The sequence below is a fragment of the Neopusillimonas maritima genome (assembly GCF_003576595.1).
GTDB classification, from domain to species: Bacteria; Pseudomonadota; Gammaproteobacteria; order Burkholderiales; family Burkholderiaceae_B; genus Neopusillimonas; species Neopusillimonas maritima.
Window position 1 is genome coordinate 562,144 of the sequence record NZ_NQOU01000001.1, and the last position, 22,406, is coordinate 584,549.

The following is a 22,406-nucleotide window of genomic DNA, read 5'->3' on the forward strand; positions in this document are numbered from 1 at the left end:
CTTTAAACCGATGTTTTATTTTAAATAGAATTGTTAAATATTTGTTTCATTTAATATTTTCTAATTATAAATTCTGTACCGTACAGTACAAGTATAAGACATAAAAGAGACTGTCACTTTAGAAAAACGTGTAATAACAATCGACTACGGGATAGTTCTAATACCAAAATCAAAACTGAAACATTTTTGTCATATTTCAACGGCTCTCTAAAGGGTGCGCAAGTGGTGATCCCATGCTACCGATTGATCACTTTTTAACACTTTGGGCGCTGCCATACCGGGGCGCCAGTGAGCCCACCGACCAAACCCGCTATTCACGATGAATCCCCCCTGTGAAGCCGGCGCCACACCACACCCGTCGGGTAGATCGTGCATCGCAAGAAACGTCTTGCTTGCGGCATCCCAATAGGCCACCACTCCCCCCACCGGGCTACTTGCTGCGACAACACGGGTGATGGGGTCGAACGCGATTGAACCCACATAATGTTGCATGGCATGCCAGATTTCGTCGTCGGCTTGCACCCACTCAAGGGAGCCCGACCCGCTGTGATAACCCACCAAAGGTATCTGATGCGCACGACTTCCTTGATACTGGCAGCCAAACCACGCAGATTGCTGATGATCCAACACCACGTGCCTGATAGATTGCTGATGTTGGCGAGCGGGTAAAACGTGGCGCGACAGTATTTGGCCGTTGGACACATCCAAATAGGCCAATGAAGCTTGCATGGTGTCTCGATTCAACACCAGTTTGTCGTAATCCGGATGCGTCAACAAGCCGCCATTGGCAACACATAAACGGTGTTGCTTTACATCAAGAATTATTTCGTGGGGGCCGATACCTGCAGACGCCCACTCCCCCACTCTGTCGAATCCGCCGGAGGATGGGTTCAACCGATAAAGACCAATCACGCCACGCCCGGCCTCAAAATCGTTCTCAGCCGCATACAGTAATTGCCCATCTGCTGAAAACGCACCATGGCCCGAAAAGTGGCGCCCTTGTGGGGTATGAAAAACCCGTGCCGGCTCGTTCAATTTGCCGGGATCACAGGAAAATATCACAGCTTGCGTACCTGGCTGTCGCGCAAACGCCACCACTGTGCCGCTGCTTGAGTCAAGCGCAAAACTGTGTCCCCGCCCTGACAGCCTGACGGAGCGTAAGACTTGGCCCCCTTCCGTTAGCAGCACCGCCTCATAATTGCCGCCCAACTTACGTGCCGCCAGATACAGTGGTCCGCGTAACGCAGAGCCGGGCTCCACCGCCGCCCCGACCGCGCGCTGCGGTGCCACAGCGGCCACAAATGCCAAGCCCAGCCATTGTCTTCGGTTAATCCCCATCGAGTGCGTTAAACCCTACGTTGACACCTAACACCGACGCAAGATCGGCATCGGTTAAATCTTTCGCATTATCAACAATACGTCCCAAAAGCATCCACTCCTGTCGCAAGGAAGGCGACGGAACTGCTTCATCTGCCAGAGGCAACGTGTTAGCCTGTTGCGCTGCGCGGCCCAGTTCAGCTTCAATTTGATCCACAATCCATTCCTGATCAGCAGGCAACAAGTCGGGGGCAAGCACAAAGGTCCGCATCCCCCTCAGTGAAGCCGCGATCGCGGGGCCGGTTAAACCGCTGCGCCAATACGGCGCCTTCTTGACCGCCACTTTTGACTCAGACCCCATTAACGGCGGGGCAAGTTGAATATCGCGCACAAACTGCAAGCCTGTCGATAACGCCTTGACGCCTTCCGACAAAATCTCCTGATTGCTGCGATAGACCGGATTATTTTCCGCAGGCTTAACAAAACGCTGCGCATACTCGCCATCGGGTAATAACCACGCCTCACTTAACTCACCGGCTACCGACGCAATGTTTTTCGTGAGATCAGCGGCATAACGGCACAGCGGCCTGCGCTCATCTGCCGACAAGGAATGATTCAACACGCCTTTATCCCGATACAAAACATATTCCAGTGCCGGAAGCCCTTGAACCGCAACACTCGACTGACCGATCGGCACGGCAGGCTCTTCACCCTGAAATTGCTGCAGCGTTCCCGAAACCTGTCGCAGCATGACACCACGGGGGTCAGGCCAAAAACTCAAACGTTCGTAGCGATTATCTTCAACCAAAGGGCCAAACCGCAGGAAGGCTACACCCGACCATGCTTTAACGACCGACTCAAAACCCGAAGACGTTTTGTGCAGCCACGCCGGATCCGCCTCGATGCACCCCTGTTCAAAATGCTGCTGCAAATTACGTGACTGTTGCGCCAAATGCTGAAAACCAGGCGCAATCGCGCGTTCAACCCACAGCCGGCCAACCTCGCTGCCGGCAACTGACGCAGAGTGCTTTTCACCACCTTGCGCCGACGCGGATTTCACGCCCATATAACTTAATACCGCCACCATGCAAAACGCCGTCACCCGTGCGGCGCAAGCGTGTGCCTTCGTCTCAACGCGCTTCATAAAGACTCCAGGAATTTCAATAAATTGTCGCGATCTTCCGGCGTCATGGCGGCCACGCGGTCTCGCGCGGCTTGTGCCTCGCCGCCATGCCACATAATGGCCTCGAGTAACGTTCGAGCTCTCCCGTCGTGCAGCCAGGTCGCGTTCGGATTAACCGTTTTAGTAAGCCCAATACCCCACAAAGGCGGGGTACGCCATTCCCGCGCCCATGCGCCTCCTTCATCGGCAAGGCCCGGCCCCATATCGTGCAGCAACATATCGGTATACGGCCAAATCAGTTGGAACTGATGGGCAGGATGCGTTGCATCGCGGCGCGTGACATATTTAGGCACATGGCAGGCCACGCAGTTGGCTTCGTAAAACAACTTTTTCCCGGCCAACACCCGCACATCATTCACATTTCTACGTTGAGGCAACGCCAGGTTTTCGGAATACCGGCTGACGAAATCCAGCAGCTCACCCGGTACCTCATGCGCCCCCTGACTATTTTGAACACCATGCGGCATCTTGAAACACGCCTTTTGAGCAAACGTGCATTCGCCATACGGTGACGGCACCAGAGGAGTGGACAAGCCCATATCGGCGGAGAACGCCACCGCCGCCTGCTGCTTAACGGTAGGCTGCTCGGCTTTCCAACCGAAACGACCCAAGGCTTTTTTTCCTGTCTCAAGGTCTTCAACCCAACGTACACGCCCGGTAACACCGTCTTTTTTTGCCTCCGGGCGATTGATATTGCGAAGAATATCGTTAGGATGAATCGCCTCAAGCAGACCTAACCCAATCATTGGCGAAGCCAACCGAGGCGATAAACGCACATCTTCGTGTAGCGCGCCATATGCCAAGTCGGTTAGCTCGTAAACCGGTTTCATCAACTCAACTGTTTCGCCGCCGTTCAAAGTAACTTCCTGCGATTCATACCCAATCTGCAAATCCCCCTCTCGACTTAATCCGGGAACAGCAAAAGGCTGAAACTGATGACCATAAACAGGGTCGGGTGCCTCCAATGCCTCAATCACGGAGTCGACCGCCTCGTTCTGATTATGCGCCAATGACAAACGTATCAATAAGGCCATATTCCCCGTAAGCGCTTCGGGGTCAAACCCCGGCACCGTACCTCGGCCATCTTTGACATGGCACGCTTGACATGATCGGGCGTTAAATAGCGGCCCCAATCCGTCGGATGCGAGCGTAGACGAGGGCGACGAAACCCAGTCTTTGCGAAACAAACCGTTCCCGACAAGAAACTGTTGGCGCTCTTCAAAACTTAAGTTGGCAGCCGGATGGGAAAAAATATCGGCATTCACCCGCTTATCAACTGTTCCCGCGCCACCTTGCATGACCTCAAACGACTCCGCTTGCGAGAAGTCTTCAGTGAATTCGGTGACCGCCTGAACCCGTTCATAAGACGCATCAGACAAATCGGGTCGAGCCTGATCAGACACGGCCTGCTGCGATTGGCTGTACGCCGGCCCTCCGATTGCAAGACAGAATGCAAGCAACAGAGACCGGCCACTCATGGCATAGTGCGCGAACTGCGTCATGAGTCGTCTGCTATTGGAAGACGGCCGAGGGGCCGTCAAGACTGTCAGAACCCTCGATTTGAACACCACCCAGGTCAAGCAAAGCAATAACCCGCTCAATACTACGCGTTTGCGCAACAAGATGATCCACCACCGACTGCACTACAGCGTTACCTTCGGCGTTGCCTGACGCAATCATTTGATCGTACGTTTCTACGTGTTTCGCGCGTTCACGCATGATTTCCATTGCAGCCAACGTGGCCGACAGTCGCGAGCGCATTTCTTCGTCCAACTTGGGGTCATGTTGGCGTACCAAATCGCTTAACGACGGGCCTTCTGTGAGTGTGCCGTCAATCGCAAGATACTCGCCCAAATAAACGTTTTGCATCCCTAATTGGTTGTAGTAGTGTGAATTATGGGTGTTGTCCGAGAAACAATCGTGCTCTTCTTCCGGATCATGAAGAATCAAACCCAGTTTGATGCGTTCACCCGCCAGCTCTCCGTAAGAAAGACTACCCAGCCCGGTCAGCATGGCGATCAGACCCGCTTTAGGATCCGACACAACCGCTTCACGCGCCTGGCCCTGATCCTGCCAATACGTCACCATTTGCTCGAGATCGGACACCAGCATGTCGGTTACCACCCGTAAGTATTGGGCGCGACGCTCACAATTTCCATTGGTGCAGTTTTCAATGCTGTAATCCGTGTAGGGGCGATTACCCGAGTGTCGCTCTTGTGGGGTGCCACTGCGCCCTTCCGGAGCCGGCCCCGTGCCATTCAAGTCTTGCCCCCAAAGTAAAAACTCAACAGCGTGATAGCCCGTTGCAACGTTCGCCTCGTTGCCATCTGCTTCATGCAATACATTACGCAATAAATCAGGGGTGATTTCCGATGCGTTTACTGATTGCCCACCAATTTTCAACTGCGGATTAGCAATGACATTCACCACATAATAGGCATTTAAATCGGAGTCAGTGCCATACGACGCATCAACATAATCAATCATGCCCTCGTCAAGCGGCCAGGCATTCACCTTGCCTTCCCAGGCATCCACAATGGGGTTGCCGAAACGATATGCCTCAGTTTGCTGATAAGGTACACGCGAGTCGATCCAGGCTTGGCGCGCCGCCGCCATCGTCTCGGCACTGGGTTTTTCCAAAAGCAAATTGATCGACGCCTGAAGATCGCGTGCAGAATCCAGTGCATCTGTATAGGCAGCGTGCGCAATGTCTGCATAGGTTTTGGTTACAGCTTCGGGTGTGGCGGCCCACGAGGCGGACGAAACCATCAACAGCACCGCTCCAAACACATGCCCCAACTTGGATAACTTAATCATGCTTTATCTCGCCCTTAACCGTTGTTTTCAATTTCAATACTGAGATTGTAAACGATTTGCATTTACTAATCAGCATCTAAGCCGGTTCATCAACGGTGAATGAAAGCGCCACGCGAAAAAAAACCGCAACCTTCAGGGTACCTACCCGGACTGGTTACGGTTTTTTAAAATTCTGGTGCGACGGCGGGACTCGAATAGTCAGCATTCATGCGGTCTACAGAGGGCCTCATCTCAATAAGCACCCAAACAGGTACCCAAAATCTTTTGCTTGCTGTTAGCCAAGCTAATCAGCCTGCTGTATTTTCGCCCACAGCACATGCTGACGCAAGCTTTCTGAATCACCATTCCCACAGGCTTCTCTATGAACGAATCTCTGTCTGAGGTCATCCGTATCCGGGTGACCCCGTCCCATGCTGCGCGTCTGGGTGAGGCTGCCGCTCTCTCCGGACTGTCCCTCTCTAACTATATAAGGCGACGATTGTCCGCTGACGACACGCTGCAGGAAGAACTGACGCTATTACGTCAGATCGTCGCCGACCTGGGCCATCTGCGCGACACCCGCTTGGCCGCAGTCGAATCCGCCCATCTGTTACGGGCCATGGCCAAGCCAGAGCACCTTGCCATCGCACAACAAACGCTACAGCAGCAACGCTAACCTTCCCCGGCCTGACCACGGCCACCTGCTTTACCATCCCCCGGAGACACCCTCATGCAACCCCTTCCCGTCCTGCGGGCTGGGACGCTGGCGCTTGCCTGCGTTTTAGCTCCCGCTACCCATGCCACCGGCACCATCGAACTGCTTACCGGCATCCCCCGTCTGGCTTGTGAAGCGACACTTTGTCTGTCGTCTAGCTTGCGTCCTGGTGAATGCAACCTTTCCCTAAATCATTACTTTCGTATTAAAAAATTCAACAAGCGCGGGCTGGACTGGACTGCTACGGTCGCAGCAAGACGCGATTTTCTATCTGAGTGTCCGGCAGCCAGCGATCCGGGCATACCAGAACGCATAGATGCGATTTCACGCGGAGCTGGGAAATGCGATGCGGAATTTCTGAACCGCAGCTATGCGGCCACCGCTTATAAATGGCGCGAACGCGGCTACAACTACTGGAGCGGCGACAGCGCGGAGCCGGTTTACGAAGTCCACCCACTACCCACTGTCACGCTCAGCCAACTTCCCACCTACTGCGTCGCCTACAACGATCACGCCTGGACGCATGAACTATCTGTTCGCTATGTCGGCAAACCCGCCATGGGCGGGCTCTGGGTAAAGGCTGAGGACTACGAGGCCGCACAAACCGAGTGGAACGCCAAACATGATGGGCTTTGGGCCAGCGGCTGGAATTTCTCGCTCACTGATCCAAGGCAACGACCCGACTACTGAGGAAACCCACTATGATCGCAGAGGCCTAAGCTAGGCTGGATCGTCAAGCAGGCACTTCAAGCCTTGCCAACCTGGAGGTGACTCATTAATAAGTCCATGGGTGCCCATAGTGATTGGGCTCACGTCTCCCACCACATCGCTGAAGATCGAAGAGTGCTCCTCCGCAAACCACCGTAAAGATTGGAACTCGCAAGCCACCCTGAGAAATAGCTGCTCACTTATGCGAAAAACTCCCTTCATCATGTCATTTGGATCAACACAAATCTGCAATGCGTAATTGCCATCCATCAGTACAGTCGCATCTATGCCGTTGGCCTTGAAATGGGATTTCAATGTTGATGGCCAATTAAACTGCCCCTCTTTTGGCCAACAGAATTGACCCACCTGCCGGTGGCTGCAAAGCCATGAAACGTGTAGCGTTCCTGCCATATAAAAGGCAACGGGAGCGCATCATTGAAGGAGTGGGTAGTGATTCATAAAATCAAAGGGTTGTATGACGAGGGCCGCGGGCTGTCGCTGCGGGCTATCAGCCTTGAGCTGGATATCTCGCGCAACACGGTGCGTAAGTATGTGCAGATGGACGAGACGCAGATCAGTGCCTACCAAGGCGACCGGTCGCGCCATAAGCGCCTGGATGCGCATCGGGATTTCCTGATTCATCAGCTTAAGCGCTTCCCGAAGTTAAGTGCCGTCAAGCTGGCACGTCGGCTCCAGGAGCGCGGCGGAGAGCTTGAGGTGTCCTCGCGCAGCATTCGTCGCTATGTGCAGACATTAAAGGAACAGGTCGCTACAGGCCAGCTACGCTATTACGAACCCGTGCCTCAGTCCGTGCCCGGAATTCAATGCCAGGTTGATCCAGGCGAACTGCGCGGCGTACTCATTGGAGGACAAGAACGTACCGTTCACTTCGTCGTGTTCGTACTGTCGTGCTCACGCTTGATGTATGTGGGCCTCGCCTTCAAGCCATTGGATACCGCTGCCTTTATTCAATTGCACGACGAGGCGTTTCGTTATTTCGGCGGCATACCCGAGGAATGTGTGTACGATCAAACCAAGTTGGTGGTGCTCAGCGAGCAGTACCGGGAACTGACCCTCAACCCGCGTTTCCATGAGTTCGCCACGACAGCGGGTTTCCGCATCCATGCCTGCGAAGGCTATGACCCGGAGAGCAAAGGTAAAGTGGAAGCTGGCGTCAAATACGTCAAGCAAGACGGTCTATACGGCGAAGAGTTTGCCAGCGAGCAGGACTTGCGTCAGCACATGCAGCACTGGCTCGAGACGGTTGCTAATGCACGGGTTCATGGGACGACGGGGCGGGTGCCACGGGAACACTTCGAACAAGACGAACGTCAGCACTTACGGTCATATCTGGCCCCGGCCAGCCTGACCGACCAGGGCACCCGTGCCCAGACTCGGCGCGCCGATAAGACGGGGCTCATCTCCTGGAAGTCCAACAAGTATTCCGTGCCCATGGCTTGGCAGCAGGCCAATGTTGGCGTCGCTGAGCACGGCAATGATCTGACTATTACGGACCTGGAAACGGGCGATGCGATTGCCGTCCATGAACTGTGTTCCGAGAAGGGTCGAACCGTCAAGAACACGCACCATTATCGGAATCATGCCCAACGTATCGTCGATTTGGAGCAGGCCATTGCGGCCCTCATACCGCATGAGACCGCCGCTGCTTTATGCGCAGTGCTCAAATGAATCGACCAGGGTTTACTAGACACATTTTTGCCTCATAATATCGACTGATGGAGATCATTATGAGCAGGGCTCGATTTACAGAAGAATTCAAGATTGCAGCGGTCAAACAGGTGGCCGATCACGGCCGTCCGGTTGCGGAGGTCGCCGCCCGTCTGGGCGTATCGACCCACAGCATGTATGCGTGGTTAAAGCGCTATAACACGTCGCCCGAGCAGCGCCAGCAAGACAGCGCCGAGGCCACCGAGATCAAGCGGTTGCGCACCGAGGTCAAGCGACTCACTGAAGAGCGAGACATCTTAAAAAAAGCCGCCGCGTACTTTGCCAAGGAGTCCGGCTGAAGTACGCGTTTATCGAGCAGCATTCGACTCAGTATGCGGTGCGACGGCTTTGCGCCGTGCTCCAAGTGCATCACAGCGGTTATTACGCATGGCGGCGCAATGCTCACAGTCAGCGCCACCATGAAGACCAACGGTTATTGGCATTAGTGAAGGCGTCTTGGCTGGAGAGCGCACGCGTGTATGGCTACCGTAAGGTGCATCATGATTTACGTGCATTGGGTGAATCCTGTAGCCGGCACCGCGTGGCACGCTTGATGCGCATCCACGGCTGGCGCGCTCAGGTCGGGTACCGTCGTCGACCGGGTTCGTATGGTGGTATCCCGCATAGCGTTGCCGCCAACATTCTGGACCGCCAATTCGATGTTGCCGCGCCTAACACCGCCTGGGTAACGGACATCACCTACATCCGTACCCATGAGGGGTGGTTGTATCTGGCCGTTGTATTGGATTTGTTCTCACGCCAAGTGGTCGGTTGGTCGATGGATTCGCGTATGAGTAAAGATCTGGTTTTACAGGCCTTACTTGCGGCGGTCTGGCGGCGCAAGCCAAAGCAACGCGTCATGGTGCATTCGGACCGCGGCAGCCAATACGCTTCGGATACGTACCAGACTCTGCTGACCCAATACGGTATACGCTGCAGCATGAGCCGAAAAGGCAACTGCTGGGACAATGCTGTCATGGAGCGCTTCTTCCTGAACCTGAAAATGGAACGCGTCTGGCAGCGCGATTATGCCAACCATGTCGAGGCCGAAAAGGATGTGACGCACTACATTGTTGGCTTTTATAACGTGCAGCGTTTGCACTCGACGCTCGGATACATCGCACCCGTTGATTATGAACTACAGAACAACGTAGAAAAACCTATCGCAGTGTCTGAAATTGCTTGACCACTACACACTGCCATAGCCGCTCATGCCACCCAGCCCGGAACCCTCTACGCCTACCTCGGGAAGGACGGCATGTTCCGGTCCAGGGACGGTGGCATCGAGTGGGTGAAAGTAGACAGCGGACCCCAGGAGCCAGTGCAGGCATTCCTGCACTCGGACATGCCCGGCAGCATGGAAAGTGGCTGGCTGTTCGCGGGTACAACCCGCGGCGTCGCCCGCTCCATGGACTGTTTCTGCTTCTGGGGCGATGCCGGTGACCTGCGCGGCACCGTGTCCGCCATCAGCTATGATCCTGCGGCTCCGGAAAACGTTTACGCCGTAGTCGAGGGGCAGCTTCATCACAGTACCGATGGCGGTGAAACCTGGACAAGTCTTAAGGCCCCCCAAACCGTAACAGCGCTTGCCTTCTCGTCGACACAAGGACTTGTGGTGGGCACCGCAAACGGGAACCTGCTTGCCCGAAGCACCGCTGGCGAATGGACGCCTGTCCATGATTAAGTGGATTGTCTCCGTGGCCCTGCTCACTGCGCCGGCCTTTGCCGGCGGCTCAGGCGGGCCCGGGGCTTCTGAGATTGCATCGGCGGAAGTCGCCCAGGGCAGACAGATCTATGAGCAATACTGCGCTGCTTGTCACGGGTGGCAGGGAGAAGGCGGTGCCAACTGGAAGAAGCCGGATGAGAAAGGGGAAATGCCCCCGCCACCTCATGATGACACCGGTCACACCTGGCGCCACAGCGATGCCATGTTGTTCAAGATGATTGCGGAAGGCTGGCGACACCCGTTCAACAAAACTGAACGGCTAACCATGCCGGCGTTCGGGGAGAGTCTGACTGACCAGGAAATTGGCGCAGTAATCGAGTACCTAAAGACCCTCTGGACGGATGAACAACGGGAGTACCAGCAGACAGAAAGCCAGTAGCCTAACCCCACTGCCCGGAGAACCACTGATGGCGCTCTTGGCGACTAAGGCCACGAATCGACAGCAAGCATTGTGGTGGCGCATCCCAGCGCCCAAACCGTAATGCTGTATCTTGCGGTGTATTCGCTTACACGAGAAAGAACTGGGCGCCCAAGCCGATAATAAGCGTGGCCGAAAACGCCATTATAACCACAACTCCATGCCATGGTTCGGTTGCAACGGATGCCGACTCCCCTGACCTGCCCATCGGCACGATGATCCGCAGGTACACCGCCAGCGACAGCACGCTGTTGATAATTGCCACCACAGCCAGCCAGGTAAACTGGGCATCAATGGTAGCGCCAAAGAGCATAAACTTGCCAACGAAACCAGCCAGCGGCGGTATGCCGACCAGCGACAGCAGGAAAATCACCATTGCGATTCCCATAAGCGGCCGCGCACGTCCCAGTCCGGCAAAATCGTTCAGACTGCGCCCGGTTGCGGCGGCAACGGCGAAAGCGCCCAGATTCATGGCCGCATAGGCAGCGGCAAACAGAATGATTGAAGGCAAGGCCAGCTCACTGGAGCTCACCGCCAGGATGCCCAGAAGGAAATAGCCTGACTGGGCAATCGACGAATAGGCCAGTAGCCGGACAATATTGTCCTGCACCAGTGCAGCAAGATAGCCGTAGGTCATGCTCAGCACGGCCAGGCCCGCCATGACCGCAGCCCAGCCGGTTTCCGGCGGCAGGTCACGAACCACCTGAGTCAGCGCAAACAGGGCGCCAATCTTGGGCACGACCGACAGGTAGGCGGCAATCGACAGCGGCGCGCCCTCGTAGGCGTCGGGTGCCCAGAAGTGGAACGGAACCAGCGATGCCTTGTAGCCCAGACCCACAACCACAGCCACGAACCCTAGAATGACAGCCAGCGGCATGGTGTCGATGCCCGGCAGATCGGCGAGTAGCGTAGAGCCGGAGGCGCCAAACCAGTAGCTCAGGCCGAAAATCATGATCGATGTGGTGACCGAAGCGAACACAAAGAATTTCATGGCCGCTTCGGTCGCCCGGTCGGTGTCCGGATAGGCGACCAGGGCGAAGGTGGCCAAACCGGTCAGCAACGTACCCAGCACCAGAAACATGGTGTCCCCTGCCCCCGCCAGCACCAGGGCGCCGAGAGTGGAAAAGATCAGCAGGCTGTAGACCGTACCCTCGCGGGCGCTCCCCCGGACATCCACCCGCGCCAGCAACATCGTAAGCACCGTAGCCGGCAGCAGGATGAGCTTGGCCCAGATGCTTAACGTGTCGATCCGGAAGCTGCCGCCAAATACCGTTGTGTCTGTGCCGAGCAGGCGCAGGGTTAGCCCGGTGCCAACGACCAGGCCGATGACGGCAATGATCAGCGAAATCCGGGGCCGGCGCAGCATCTCCGCGATCAGGGCACCGACAGCCGTCAACAGAACGGCAATTTCCGGAATGATTAATGCGAGATCACGACCCATTACAGCACCAGTGCCAATGTGGTCCGATGAATAACGTCCAACACCCAGGACGGCGCCGCGCCAGTGGCAACGGTGAGCACCAGCAGGGGCGCCACCGCAAGAATTTCGCGCGGGCTCAGATCCGGCATTTTGTTCCAGCGATCCCGGGGCTCACCCAGAAAGGTTTCACGCAGTGCCTTCAGAAAGGTTCCGGCGATAATGGCAATACCCAGAATCACCACAACCGCGATGGGAGTGGTGCCCAGGGTGGCGAGAAATATCTGGAACTCTGCCGGGAAGTGCGCCAGGCCGGGGAGACCCAGAGACGCGAAAGCCGCCAGCACAAAGGACCAGCCAAGCAATGGAACCGTTTTGAGCAAGCCGCCAAACTCCCCCATTTCGCGGGTATGGGCGCGCTCCTGAATCATGCCCACCAGGAAGAACAGGGCACCGGTGACCAGGCCGTGACTGAACATCTGCAGCACGGCTCCATCCAGCGCGACGGCACGCACCGACGGGTCCAGAGTCAGTGCGGCAACGGCAACGCCGACAATGACGTAGCCCATGTGGTTGATTGAGGTATAGGCCACCAGGCGCTTGAGATCAGTTTGTGCCAGGGCGGCAAAGGCACCGTAGATTGCGCTGACGACACCGAAAAACAAAACAACGATGCCGGCATCGCGGAGGGCGTCAGGGGTCATTTGCAGGGCGAACCGCACCAGCCCGTATGTGCCGAACTTCAGCATGATACCCGCCAGGATGACGCTACCAACGGTCGGTGCCTGCACGTGTGCCGCAGGTAACCAGGTATGCAGGGGTATCGCAGGAATCTTGACCGCGAAGGTAATCAGCATGGCGATCAACGCCCACATGGCCGCCGCCCCCTCGAGGGGAGGGTTGGCAATCCACGCCCGCATATCGAAGGTGGGGTCGGGGCTGCCGAGGTAAAGCCCCAGAATCGCGAGTAACAGTGGCAGGCTGCCCAACAGGGTGTAGATAAAGAACATCAGGGCGGCCCGCTGCCGGTCTTCATGTCCCCATCCGGCAATCATGAAATACATCGACACCAGGGAAACTTCGAAGAAGACGTAGAACAGAATGCCGTCCAGGGCGGTAAAAGTACCGATTGCAGCGGTTTCCAGAAGCAGGATCAGAGCTACGTAGGCACGTGGTCGGTCGCGAAGCGACGACGTGTAGATGAAAGAAACCAGGAAAAGCACGGCACTCAGCAGCACCAGCGGCAGGCTGATGCCATCAACCCCGACCCGGTAGGCGGCGCCAATGGCCGGCATCCATACCAGCTCTTCGACCTGGGAAAAGCCGTCACCACTCACGCCCTGAAGCCACATGGCCAGAGCGCCGACCAGGGTCAGGGCGGCACTGGCGATCGCTATGCTGTGCACCGTCCGTGCCGTCGGCTTCGGCAAACACAGAATCAACACAGCGCCGACGAGTGGCAAAAACAGGGTCAGAGATACGAGTGGTAACATGAGTACAGGGTTCCTTTAGACACTCAGTGAAGCTGAAAACAGGATGGCCAGGAGCACAGCGGTGGCTACGGCGCTGATCGCCAGGCTATGATGGATCAGGCCGCTTTGCAGGGTTCTCGCCCGCGCGCCGAGGTCCCGCACACCGGCCACCAGGGCGAAGATCAGGCCGTCTATACCACGCTCATCCCCGCCCCGAACCCAGCGACCCACCGCCAGATTGGCGCGGCCGACGCCAAGCACGGCCAGATACAAACGTTGTTCCAGTCGCTCGCCCCCACGGGCAATGCTGAGAGCTGTATGACCAATGGCAAGCGCGGCCGCGTACAGATGATCCTCCAGACGGTCACAGCCCCGGGCAACAGCCATTGCGGGCCGGCCTATCCAGGCGGTAAGCCCGCCCGCAACTTCCAAACCCGATTCTGCCCATTGATGGGCAGGTCCAAGCAGGCGCTGGACCGGCACCAGCCAGCCCAGGGCCAGCCCGACCAATGCGGCGACCAGCCCGAGCACTATGGCGACGGTACCTGCGGTTTCCGGAGCGGGCAGATCAAGTATTGTTTCCAGGGGACCAAAGGCCAGACCCAGGCCAGCGGCGGGAATTGCCAGCCCCCAGATGCCAGCGCGCATCCAGCCAGTACCTTCTACCGACCGGCTGTCGCCCGTGCTCTGCCAGAGCACCCGTAGAGCCCGGGCCACATAGGCGCCGGTAAGTAGAGTGCCCGCCAGGGCCAGAGGGCCGAGCCAGGCGGCGCCTTGCCCCGACAGCGCGGCAGCAATTACCGCATCCTTGGAAAAGAACCCGCTCAGCGGTGGAATGCCCGCCAGTGCCAGCGCTGCCAGCGCAAAGCCGGCAAAGGCCCAGGGCCTGGCGCGGCCAACGCCTTTCAACTGATCAAAAGCGGTACCCTCGCGGGCATGTTGAAAGTCACCGGCAGCAAGAAACAGGGTGCTTTTAATGGCAGCATGGGCGAGAAAGTGCAACAGCGCGGCCATCGGAACCCCGGCGCCCACAGCAATCAGCATCAGGCCGTACTGACTGGCCGTGGAAGCCGCCAGCAGGCGTTTGAGATCACGTTCAGCCAGCGCAATGACCCCGGCTGCCACCGTGGTGACACCACCCACAAGCCCTATAGCGAAAAGCGCTTCAGGACTCAGCAGCGTCGCAGACCGGATTAGCAGAATGGCGCCCGCCGCCACCAGCGTGGCCGAGTGCAGCAGCGCCGAGACCGGTGTCGGGCCGGCCATGGCGCGCATCAGCCAGTCCTGCAGGGGAACCTGGGCCGACTTGCCCATGGCCGCCAGCAATAACAGCAGCCCGGCGGCGGTCGAGGCATTACCGCCAGCTTCCAGAGAGGCGGCAATCTCACTGGTACCCGACGACCCGATGAGTATGAATATCGCCACATAAAGCCCGAGATCGGCGCTGCGGGTATAGAGAAAAGCACGGCTGGCTGCGTTTGCGGCTTCCGGCCGCTGGAACCAGAAGCCGATCAGCAGGTAACTGCAGAGGCCGATGAGTTCCCAAGCCGCCAACAACAGAACCCAGTCGCCAGCCAGCACCAACGCCTGCATCGCCGCCAGGAACAGCGACATTACGGCATAAAAGCGCGCCTGGCCGGACTCCCGCTTCATATAGCCGATGGCATAAACCAGAACGAAGGTTCCGACCGTGGCCACTGCCACACTCAGCAGTGCCGTCATCGGACCCGAAACCAGGCGCAAGGGCATGTCCGGCAGCCCGGGTAGAAGCAGGGTTTCGGCCTGGCCGTCAAGGGCTCCGGCCAGCAGCCGGACACCGCCTGCCAGGCTGAGCGTCGCGCCAGCCAGGGCCAGCGCAGCGCTGCCACGGCGCAGTATCAACACGGCCAGGGTGACGATCAGCGGCGGCAGTATCGGCAGAAGTACTGCACTCATCCTTTCAGGTCCTCCGCTTCTTCCATCTCGACCGAGCCCTTGGCCCGGAAACGCGCAATGGCAACGCCAAAGCCGACCGCCATCTCCAATGCCATAACCGTCATCACCACCAGCACAAACATCTGGCCGGAATAGGCTTCCGGATGCAGAAAGCGCCAGAAAGCCACCAGATTCACCATGGCGCCTGCCAGCATCAGCTCCACGCCCATCATGATCATCACCAGATTGGTCTGTGACAGCGCGCCATAGATACCGATACCGAACAGGATGGCGCCGGTCAGAAGCGCTACTATCAGAACTACGGTCATTCCGAGGCCTCCTTGTCGTCTTTACCCGCCAGGTTTTTCACAGGTATTGCCACCGCCGTGGCGGCAATCATTGCGGTCAGGATGGTGATACCGGCGGTCTCAAAGATCATCATCGAGCGCCCGAGCAGTTCCATGCCCAGCGCCCGTGTCTGCGCTTGCGCGTCCACCACCTGCTCCGCTGCGGGGCCCCAGTCGGACAGCAGCGCAACGGCGATGGCGACAACGGCGGCACTCACCCCGGCACCTATCGAGAAGCGCTTCTGGTGGCTCATATCCATACCGCCAAGCCCGCCGGGATCCATCATGAACATCACCATGAAGATGGCCATGATGCTCATCTCGGTGGCCATCATCATGATCTGCAGCACGCCCAGGAATTCGGTTTGCATCGCCAGGAACAGGCAGCCGACGGCGGTCATCGAAAACAGCAGTGCCAGTGCGGAACGCATCATGGACGAGGTGCGAAACACCACCACGCCGAAGCCAATGGCAGCCAGCCCGAAAACGGCAACGAAAAAAGCCTGTGCGTACATCAAGGAACCACCAGAATCAGTAAACCGACAATAATGATATTAACCAGCGCCAGGGGAATCCCGAGAACCCAGCACCACCGCATCAGATCCGCCTCGCGAATGCGTGGCAGGTAGCGACCGGCCAGCAGCATCGACACGGCCACGGCCAGGGTCTTGATCAGGCTCCAGGCCCAGGGTGGCAGCAGCGGGCCGTACCAGCCACCAAGGTAGAACACCGTGGTCGCGGAGGCCAGGGTAACCACCAGCGTCAGGCGAGCCAGGCGCAACACTGCCAGGCGGACGCCGGTGTACTCGGCATCCACACCGCCGCCAAGCTCCCCCTCCGCGGTGGGCAGATCGAATGGCGCGCGAAACGCAAGCGCCATGGCGGCAATGAAGAACAGCACGAAGCCCAGGGGCTGGTAGACAATGTTCCACAGGCTCTCCTGGGAACTAACGATCGCAGTGTTCACCAGAGACTCAGCGCGCATGGCCACGGCCGTGATCGGCATGACAATAAGCATGGAATAGGCAATAAGCTGGCCCAGAAAGCGCCAGCCGCCGATCATCGCGTAGGCGCCATCCGGCCCCCAGCCCGCCATGATCACCGCGACCAGCACATAGGCCAGGGCCGCATTGATGAAGAGCCCGCCGGTGCCGAGGTCTGCGATGACCAGATCCGGCGCCAGCGGCAGGACCGCCATACCAAGCACCGCCACAACCAATAGCAGCACCGGCGCCGCCTCGAAAAAGACCCTGTCTGGCGAGCGCGGTACAATGGATTCACGACCGAGGTGAGCCAGGCCGCTGTATAGTGGCGCGGCCGGACTCAGGCGGCCCGTTGTGATCCAGCCCTCAATCACGGCCAGCAGCCAGGCGCTGCCAAGCAAGGCGAGCAAGACGATAACGACGGTCACGAGATTACCTCCCAGGGCGAAAGGTCCAGTGACCCGACTGCCAGCAGCGCGTCGCCCAGCTCCCGGCCCTCAACAAGCTTCGGGACCAGATCGATATGGTGACTACAGGCAGTGTCCAGTTTGTAGGACTTCACCTTTCCACGCTCCAGCTTCAGACTTAACCGGGCCTCGCCGCGCGGGGTGTCAACGGTTGCCTCACCGGCTCCTGACACATCGCCAATGTTGCGCAGGGATGCCAGCTCGGGCTCGCCGCTCGACCTGATAAATTCGAGGCTGGCCGAAATTTCGGCCAGACGTTGCCACAGACGTGCCCAGGCATCTCCGCCTTCATCCGCAGCACGCGCTACCGGGCCGCGCAGAGCAGAAGATTCCGGTGGTAGTAGGCCGATACCCTTCAGCCGTGATTTGAGCAAAGGCGTTCTTTCAAGACGGGTACCCAATGCGCGCAGCGCTGGCTCCAGCTCAGCAAGCCTGTTCCGATCAGCGTCTCTGACTTGCAGTTGCAGAGTGGAAGTCCGCTGGGTCAGCCAGGCGAATCCGAGCTGACGTCCCAGCTGAGCCAGCCAACCCAGATGGCTAGCGATGCGCTCACGCTCAAGTCCGCTGTTCCTGGCCTGAGTGGTCGCCTGATCGTCATTCAGCCCAGCCCCTTGCTCGATCGCAAGACATGCCAGCAGACGGTAGCTCACCGGCGCCAGCGGCATTGCCGAGGCCAGATGCTCGATAAAGGTCCCGGCATTTATCTGTTCGCTTTCTTCGCTTTCTTCATTCCCTTCAACCTCTTCGGCCTCAGTGGTCATACCCACCAGGGAGGTCGCCCGCCCTTCGGTTACGCCATCGCCGTCGAGCGTCAGCGTCAACTTCAGACCACCGGGCAAGCCAGGAAAGACCGGGCCGAATGGCACCTCAAGCCAGTCCATCTGCAGGCCGTCGGCGCTGCGGGGCAGGTCTTTAGTGACTTCAATCATCGACATGAATCCCGAGGCACCATGATCGTGTCCACTGTGATCGTGTTCACCTTGATCATGCCCGGAATGTTCATGTTCTGAGTGGTCGTCAGATTCGCCATGTTGATGTTCGTGATCATGATGGTGCTGATGATCGTGGTGATGCTCATGATCGTGGCCAGAGCTCTCCTCGGAGTCGCCCTCATCTTCAGCGTCCTCACGGACTACCAGATCCATCCCGCACTTGGGGCAGCTGCCCGGCCCGTCCCGGACGATCTCCGGGTGCATGGGACAGGTATATTCGGTCCCGGTATTTTCCTGTGCATGGTCGTGCTCGTGATCGTGGCCGCCCTCAGGGGTAGATTCCCCGGCTTCGCGCGCTACCAGGTCCATGCCGCATTTGGGGCAACTGCCCGGCTCGTCTTCAACGACCTCCGGGTGCATGGGGCAGACATACTCGATTCTGGCATGCAGAACATCGGCGTCAAAATCCTCCGGCGATTCCGCAAAGGCACCGTCGACAAATGCGCGCTGTAGTTTACCTACGGCTTCGGTCAGCTTCTCTTGCGACAGACCTGCGGAAATATCGGCACCGGGTAAAGTTGATGGTGTCTGCCCACCTACCATGAGAATGGCTCGCGGCCGTGGCATCTGGGCGTAGAGCACGGCCACAGCATCGCCCATTTTTTCTGACAGCTCACCGACGATCAGGAGTACGCTGGCATCGCGCGGCGTGGTGCTGATGAGCAAGCCTGCAGCGGGTACGTCCAGACCATGTGCCAGCGCAACCTCCGGACCGGGAACGACCAGGCAACTCAGGTTACGGGCCAGTGCCCGGGAAACCAGCTTGTGCAAAAATGACGGCCGCTTCTGCCGTGCGCCCGTTGCGTTTATTGCCGGATCAGAACTCATTGCCGCCTGAAAGCCCCTTGGCTCCATCCGTAAAGCAGGCCAAGAAACAGAATGGCCAGAAACACGCCCATATCAAGCAACGCAACCATTCCCACTTCCTTGTACACAACTGCCCACGGGTACATGAAAGCCATCTCCATATCGAAGGCCAGAAACAGCAACGCGTAACCGTAGTACCGGGCGTGATAGCGCCCCCACACCGGATCCCGAGACAAGACTCCGGAACTCGCCGGCACATCCTTGCCCGACTCCTTACGTGTCGGGCCTATCGCGCGGGCGAGCGTATACAGACAGAAAACGCTGCCAACAATGCCGATTGCCAGCGCCAGCAACAGGGCGTATTGCTCCAGAAGGCTCATGTTCTATTCTCCGGACTTTCCGTTCCAGTTAGCCTGCCACTCACTGAACGCAAGAAAATAAAGCAGGAAAAGGTTCACTAAAGGAATTACTATCAGCAGCCCCAGTGCACCCGGATACCCAATACGCTGGCATATACGCCAGGCCGGAATAATGGCCACGATTGCGAAAACCAGCATCCACAGCCAGTGCCCTCCCCACATTGTGTGACCATACATATTGCCTTCCATCATGTGCTTATCCTCCGTATCTGATATTTATGACTAGTGATGGTGTTCATGGCCTGAGCCTGCAGCTTCTCCGGACTTTTTAAGGAAGATCTGTTCCGCCACTGCAATAACAATCATGGTGACAACGGCAACCCCGATGACAAAGGGATCGGTATTCAGTTTGACCCAGACAAACCCGCCGAGTGCCAGCAGATCCAGCAGGATGGCCATGGTTGGCACCCATGCCCTGGCGTTCACATCTGCACGCAAATACCGAAGAACGCCCCAGTGGATCGCAATGTCCATAATCAGGTAGAACACGATACCCAGCGCCGCAATGCGTGAAAGATCAAAAAAGGCGGTCAGTATCACCCCCAGAACCACAGTGTAGACCAGCGTGTGTTTCTGGATGCTGCCTGGCATGCCGAAGTGGCTGTGCGGGACCAGTTTCATTTCGGAGAGCATGGCCAACATGCGCGATACAGCGAAAATGCTGGCAAGAATGCCTCCGGCAGTGGCCATCATCGCGATGGCAATGGTGAACCACACGGCGTACTGCCCAAGCGCCGGTCGCGCGGCTGCGGCAAGAGAATAGTCCCGGGTTTCGATGATTTCAGCCAGTGACAGATTGCTGGAGACAGCAAAACCGACCAGGGTATAAATCACCACGCAGGCCGCGATGGAAATAACAATGGCACGCCCTACGTTGCGTTTGGGGTCTTTTACTTCCGCACCACTATTGGTAATCGTCGTGAAGCCCTTGAAGGCCAGGATTCCCAGCGCCGTCGCACCCAGGAAGTTGCCCATGGTTCCGGCTTCTTCCGGGCTGGAGAAATCCACCGAGACGCTGTCAGCGACCCAGATACCTACAACTCCGAAAATCAGAATACCCCCGATCTTCAGAATGCCAATGACGGAGGCCACACCCTCAACCATCCGGTTGCCAAGCAGGTTAATCAGAAACGCGGCAATGATCAGTGACACCCCGAGAACAGGCACCATGCGCCCGCTTTCATCGCCACCAAACAGCTGCATGGTGTAGGAGCCGAAGGTCCGGGCCAGAAAACTCTGGGCGATCACCATGGAAAAATACATCAGTAGCGCATTGAACGCGGTTGGCAGGCGGTTGCCGTAGGCTTTGTGCAGGTACATACCAATGCCACCCGCAGACGGCCAGGTATTGGAGATCTTGATATAGGAATAGGCGCTGAAACTGGCGACCAGGGCCGCCGCGAGAAACGCCAGCGGGAAAAGCGCACCCGTCATCTGCGCCATCTGCCCGGTCAGGGCAAAAATACCGGCGCCGATCATGACACCGGTACCCAGCATGACGGTTCCCGACAGGGTGAGACTGCCTTTCTTATACTGGGTATTTCTGTCCTGCTCCCTGCTCATTTGGACCTCCTGTCCTTTCATAGCTAGAGTACCATGGCTAAACATTTAAATTGAGTGCAAATACATTAAATAAGAAACAAAACGGGCGAGGGAAATACCCCAGCCCGTTTAGAGACGGATCAGAAAGCGATGCGGGCGCCGATCACGGCGAACCAGTCTTCCGCACTTCCGCCTCCGGCTTCGGCAAAGTCAGCGGTATCGCCGTACTTTCGCTCATGCACCACACCAACGTAGGGTGAGAAGGAACGATCGATCAGGTCATAGCCCAGCCGCAGGCCGGTTTCAGTGGAAGCCAGTCCTTTACCAACTCCGATTTCCCGATCCTCACTGAACGCCACAGTGGCATCCAGCGTTGCCGAAAGTATACAGTAATTGGTCAAAAGCAACTCGTATTCGGCATCCAGTTCGGCAGATGTGTCGCCCTCATCGCTGAGATAGAGGTTGGCATCAATCTCGAACCATTGCGGTGCCAGCCCGGCAACGCCCAGAACTGCGTAGGTACGGTTTGGCCCCTCAGGCGTGTCGAATCGAACACCCGCCTTGGCGTCAAAGAAGTCGGAAATAGGAATCTGCCCAACCAACTGGTTTTCCAGCGTCTCGAAGGCCTGCTCTTCAATCTCGTATTCGCCTGTTGTAAGCAACCGGACTTTCAGGTCATCAGTGCCATAGAAAGCGTCCGCATTCCAGACTCCCAACTCCTCATCATCGTCGCTGTAGCGGTACTCAAACTCCTCGAACTGAATACCCCATGTTGTCAGTGGTTTCTTACGGGCGGTGGTGTCAGAGATCATTTCTTGTGCTACCAACGTAGTCGGGAAAATGATCGAACCAAGCAGGCTGATAGTTATCAAAGATCGGGTACAACTCATGCGTCACTTCCTTCTTCGTACTTAGCGTCTGCCTTTGCCTGCGTCGAATCAGGGCCGCCCTCAACGATCACTTTTCTGAACATGCCCGCTGAAGCGTGGTAAGACAGATGACAGTGGAAGGCCCACTGCCCAGGTTCATCTACCTCAGTTTCCATATAAACCGTAGTTCCAGGCTGCACGCTGACCGTATGCTTGATCGGGTTCCACTGACCTGCGCCAACATCAAGTATCGACCACATACCGTGCAGGTGCATGGGGTGTGTCATCATCGTCTCATTCACAAACTTGAAGCGAACACGCTCACCATATTGCAGTCGAATAGGATCCGCGTCTTCGTACTTAACGCCGTTTATGCTCCAAATGTAGCGTTCCATGTTACCGGTCAGGCGGAGCTCGATTTCCCGCGTCGGCTCTCGAAGTTCGTACCGCGGGTCCTGCGCCTTCAAGTCTGCGTAGGACAGGAACTTGCCGCCATTAGACGCCGTTGGCATCAGACCACTGCCCTTCGCGTAGAAGGGGTCAGTAATACTGTGGGTGCCAGATGTTGCTGGATTAGCTATCCTCG

General features: G+C 57.3%; 21 protein-coding genes and 1 pseudogene. 6 read left to right on the top strand and 16 right to left on the bottom strand.

Features of this window, described 5'->3' with window-relative positions:
- Positions 1–207 precede the first annotated feature (207 nt).
- The 4 genes from CJO09_RS02755 to CJO09_RS02770 are packed head-to-tail and all read right to left on the bottom strand — an operon-like array spanning position 208 to position 5,269.
- Positions 208–1,338, bottom strand: a complete 1,131-nt coding sequence (locus CJO09_RS02755) for a DUF1513 domain-containing protein (protein WP_119440970.1) — start codon at positions 1,336–1,338, stop codon at positions 208–210.
- Complete coding sequence (locus tag CJO09_RS02760) at positions 1,328–2,461, bottom strand: imelysin family protein (protein ID WP_119440971.1); 1,134 nt, start codon at positions 2,459–2,461, stop codon at positions 1,328–1,330. Before CJO09_RS02760 ends, CJO09_RS02755 begins: the two co-directional genes overlap by 11 nt.
- On the bottom strand, positions 2,458–4,002 hold the full coding sequence (locus CJO09_RS02765; protein WP_245961205.1) for a di-heme oxidoreductase family protein: 1,545 nt from the start codon (positions 4,000–4,002) through the stop codon (positions 2,458–2,460). The genes CJO09_RS02760 and CJO09_RS02765 overlap by 4 nt, the downstream gene beginning before the upstream one ends.
- Before the next feature lie 10 nt (positions 4,003–4,012).
- Positions 4,013–5,269 (bottom strand): imelysin family protein, encoded by a 1,257-nt coding sequence (locus CJO09_RS02770; RefSeq protein WP_245961227.1) that lies wholly within the window; start codon positions 5,267–5,269, stop codon positions 4,013–4,015.
- 409 nt (positions 5,270–5,678) lie between these two features.
- Between CJO09_RS02770 and CJO09_RS02775 the strand changes: the two genes are divergently transcribed.
- The 6 genes and pseudogenes from CJO09_RS02775 to CJO09_RS02805 all read left to right on the top strand — a co-directional run bounded on the left by CJO09_RS02775 (position 5,679) and on the right by CJO09_RS02805 (position 10,552).
- Positions 5,679–5,972 (top strand): plasmid mobilization protein, encoded by a 294-nt coding sequence (locus tag CJO09_RS02775; protein ID WP_119440973.1) that lies wholly within the window; start codon positions 5,679–5,681, stop codon positions 5,970–5,972.
- 54 nt (positions 5,973–6,026) lie between these two features.
- A complete protein-coding gene (locus CJO09_RS02780; protein WP_119440974.1) occupies positions 6,027–6,701 on the top strand; it encodes a TrbM/KikA/MpfK family conjugal transfer protein in 675 nt (224 codons plus the stop codon).
- Between the two features lie 468 nt (positions 6,702–7,169).
- Positions 7,170–8,405: pseudogene (gene istA / locus CJO09_RS02790) on the top strand (IS21 family transposase); the annotation flags it as partial.
- 62 nt (positions 8,406–8,467) lie between these two features.
- Positions 8,468–9,633, top strand: a protein-coding gene (locus CJO09_RS02795; RefSeq protein ID WP_391523625.1) for an IS3 family transposase whose coding sequence is annotated in 2 segments (ribosomal slippage) — positions 8,468–8,711 and positions 8,711–9,633 — 1,167 coding nt in all. Because the reading frame shifts where the segments join, the coding sequence is not laid out codon by codon here.
- A 72-nt stretch (positions 9,634–9,705) separates the two neighbouring features.
- Positions 9,706–10,131 (top strand): WD40/YVTN/BNR-like repeat-containing protein, encoded by a 426-nt coding sequence (locus CJO09_RS02800; protein ID WP_218961016.1) that lies wholly within the window; start codon positions 9,706–9,708, stop codon positions 10,129–10,131.
- On the top strand, positions 10,124–10,552 hold the full coding sequence (locus CJO09_RS02805; RefSeq protein ID WP_119440977.1) for a c-type cytochrome: 429 nt from the start codon (positions 10,124–10,126) through the stop codon (positions 10,550–10,552). Before CJO09_RS02800 ends, CJO09_RS02805 begins: the two co-directional genes overlap by 8 nt.
- Positions 10,553–10,679: 127 nt before the next feature.
- On the opposite strand, the gene CJO09_RS02810 is transcribed toward CJO09_RS02805, so the two are convergent.
- The 12 genes from CJO09_RS02810 to CJO09_RS02870 all read right to left on the bottom strand — a co-directional run bounded on the left by CJO09_RS02810 (position 10,680) and on the right by CJO09_RS02870 (position 22,332).
- Positions 10,680–12,032, bottom strand: coding sequence for an NADH-quinone oxidoreductase subunit N (locus CJO09_RS02810; RefSeq protein ID WP_119440978.1), 1,353 nt, complete (start codon positions 12,030–12,032; stop codon positions 10,680–10,682).
- Positions 12,032–13,501 (bottom strand): complex I subunit 4 family protein, encoded by a 1,470-nt coding sequence (locus CJO09_RS02815; RefSeq protein WP_119440979.1) that lies wholly within the window; start codon positions 13,499–13,501, stop codon positions 12,032–12,034. Before CJO09_RS02815 ends, CJO09_RS02810 begins: the two co-directional genes overlap by 1 nt.
- A 15-nt stretch (positions 13,502–13,516) precedes the next feature.
- Complete coding sequence (locus CJO09_RS02820; protein WP_074210964.1) at positions 13,517–15,415, bottom strand: NADH-quinone oxidoreductase subunit 5 family protein; 1,899 nt, start codon at positions 15,413–15,415, stop codon at positions 13,517–13,519.
- Complete coding sequence (gene nuoK / locus CJO09_RS02825; protein WP_119440980.1) at positions 15,412–15,723, bottom strand: NADH-quinone oxidoreductase subunit NuoK; 312 nt, start codon at positions 15,721–15,723, stop codon at positions 15,412–15,414. Before nuoK ends, CJO09_RS02820 begins: the two co-directional genes overlap by 4 nt.
- Entirely contained in the window at positions 15,720–16,256 is a 537-nt protein-coding gene (locus CJO09_RS02830) for an NADH-quinone oxidoreductase subunit J family protein (protein ID WP_119440981.1), read from the bottom strand. Before CJO09_RS02830 ends, nuoK begins: the two co-directional genes overlap by 4 nt.
- Positions 16,256–17,152 carry a complex I subunit 1/NuoH family protein gene (locus tag CJO09_RS02835; protein ID WP_119440982.1) on the bottom strand — a complete coding sequence of 299 codons (897 nt, stop codon included), beginning with the start codon at positions 17,150–17,152 and terminating at the stop codon, positions 16,256–16,258. The genes CJO09_RS02830 and CJO09_RS02835 overlap by 1 nt, the downstream gene beginning before the upstream one ends.
- Complete coding sequence (locus CJO09_RS15675) at positions 17,149–19,011, bottom strand: heavy metal-binding domain-containing protein (RefSeq protein WP_218961018.1); 1,863 nt, start codon at positions 19,009–19,011, stop codon at positions 17,149–17,151. The genes CJO09_RS02835 and CJO09_RS15675 overlap by 4 nt, the downstream gene beginning before the upstream one ends.
- Positions 19,008–19,370 (bottom strand): NADH-quinone oxidoreductase subunit A, encoded by a 363-nt coding sequence (locus CJO09_RS02850; RefSeq protein ID WP_119440983.1) that lies wholly within the window; start codon positions 19,368–19,370, stop codon positions 19,008–19,010. Before CJO09_RS02850 ends, CJO09_RS15675 begins: the two co-directional genes overlap by 4 nt.
- A gap of 3 nt (positions 19,371–19,373) precedes the next feature.
- Positions 19,374–19,601 carry a hypothetical protein gene (locus tag CJO09_RS02855; protein ID WP_119440984.1) on the bottom strand — a complete coding sequence of 76 codons (228 nt, stop codon included), beginning with the start codon at positions 19,599–19,601 and terminating at the stop codon, positions 19,374–19,376.
- Positions 19,602–19,631: 30 nt separating this feature from the next.
- Entirely contained in the window at positions 19,632–20,972 is a 1,341-nt protein-coding gene (locus tag CJO09_RS02860; protein ID WP_119440985.1) for an APC family permease, read from the bottom strand.
- A gap of 119 nt (positions 20,973–21,091) precedes the next feature.
- Positions 21,092–21,841, bottom strand: a complete 750-nt coding sequence (locus CJO09_RS02865; RefSeq protein ID WP_119440986.1) for a copper resistance protein B — start codon at positions 21,839–21,841, stop codon at positions 21,092–21,094.
- Positions 21,838–22,332 carry a multicopper oxidase domain-containing protein gene (locus CJO09_RS02870; protein ID WP_218961019.1) on the bottom strand — a complete coding sequence of 165 codons (495 nt, stop codon included), beginning with the start codon at positions 22,330–22,332 and terminating at the stop codon, positions 21,838–21,840. The genes CJO09_RS02865 and CJO09_RS02870 overlap by 4 nt, the downstream gene beginning before the upstream one ends.
- Positions 22,333–22,406 lie beyond the last annotated feature (74 nt).